We start from the raw sequence: 1367 nt of genomic DNA, 5'->3' as shown, positions 1-1367 counted from the left end.
TATTAGATGCTTTGAGACACATCTATAATTTAATATTGAGGTTCCTCCGAAAAGTTACTTTTGGTACACTTGTAGTTTTGTAGTTGTTTGATTATCAATAGTTTTCAAGTTCAATATTAATAAAATGGTTGCATAAAAAAGCTGCCGTTTTAGTGTACTCTCTGTTGTTCTACTGTTAATAAAGGTCTTTTATGAGTTGTTTGATGATTTCTTTTTTTGGAAAAGAGATGATGAGTATCCCGATTGGTTTTTTTGTGTTTTGTGTTTGATTTTGGGATAGGGTGGGCGAGTTTGTATTTTGGATATTATTGTGTGGTCGGTGACATTGGATACAGGTATTCGTCTCTCGTTTTATAGGATAGAGGTAATAAATAGTGTCATTGTTTTGAGAAAAAACAAGGGAGCTTTCTGTTTTTGGATTGTTTTGCAAAGAGTAGAGAAATGCCTTTGTTATATTTTTTTCGTTTTGGTTCTGGGTAGGTGATTGGTTTGTGTGGTATATTCTTTTGAGAGAGGCGTTTATCTGCTGTGCTTTCTGTTTTGTCTTTTGGAGAGAGTGTATATTACAGAGTTGTTTTGCTTCGGGAGTGAGGTTGCGAAGTGCGAAAGAGATGGTGTCCATCAGTTCTTGTTGGTATGTCTCTGTTATTTCTTTTGCTATTTTTTCTGCTGTCTGTGTTATTTGAAATGGTTGGATTTTATATACTTTTTTTTGGTGTATTTCTTCGTTTTCTTTTTTTATAGATTGGGGATCTCTTCGTTTTTCACAAGCAACGATGGTTATTATGCAAAGAACAATGACTATTGTTTTTTTGAATCTGTTATGGAATCGTATTACTTTATTCATTGTTTATTTGTAGTTTTTCTATGAGTAGTATTTCTTGATTTTGATTGGATAGAATGAGTATATAAGTATTATTGGGAATATGTTCTATGTTTATTTGAGAATATGTTTTTCCTTCGAAAGAGAGCGTTTGTTGATGGATGAGTTGTTGATTAAGGTTGATGATAGCAAGGGTTATGGGAGTTTGAGATATGTTATTTTGTTGGATAGTGAGTTTTTTTTGTGCGGGATTTGGATATATTTTTATTTGTATTTGTGTATTTTTGATGGGGGTAAGTGGACTATTTTTTGGTAGAATAGTGAGTATTTGGGAGAAAGATGGTGCGGGGAGGTAATTATTATTTCCTGTTTGGTATGCTGTAATACGAACGGTGCCTGCTCCATTGATAGTTACTGTACTATTATTGATATTTATAAGAGTATTGGAAGCAGAAAAGACAACTGCTAAACTCGAACTTGCTGAAGCAGTTATTATGAAAGGTGCGTCTCCAATTGTCTTATTGGTAATGGTTTCAAAAGAAAG

2 protein-coding genes are annotated in these 1367 nt (G+C 33.2%); both read right to left on the bottom strand.

The window, feature by feature from the left end:
* Positions 1–175: 175 nt before the first annotated feature.
* Positions 176–847, bottom strand: a complete 672-nt coding sequence (locus tag QM536_09195; protein MDI9357183.1) for a DUF3365 domain-containing protein — start codon at positions 845–847, stop codon at positions 176–178.
* Positions 840–1367: T9SS type A sorting domain-containing protein (locus tag QM536_09190; protein MDI9357182.1), on the bottom strand; the 528-nt coding region annotated here is incomplete at its 5' end. The genes QM536_09195 and QM536_09190, both read right to left, overlap by 8 nt.

The sequence above is a fragment of the Chitinophagaceae bacterium genome (assembly GCA_030053935.1).
GTDB lineage: Bacteria > Bacteroidota > Bacteroidia > Cytophagales > JASGCU01 > JASGCU01.
This window is presented reverse-complemented; position numbering and strand designations above follow the sequence as displayed.

Excerpts from the sequence above, each read along its gene's own strand:
- QM536_09195 (MDI9357183.1), bottom strand. The coding sequence starts at position 847 with ATGAATAAAGTAATACGATTCCATAACAGATTCAAAAAAACAATAGTC.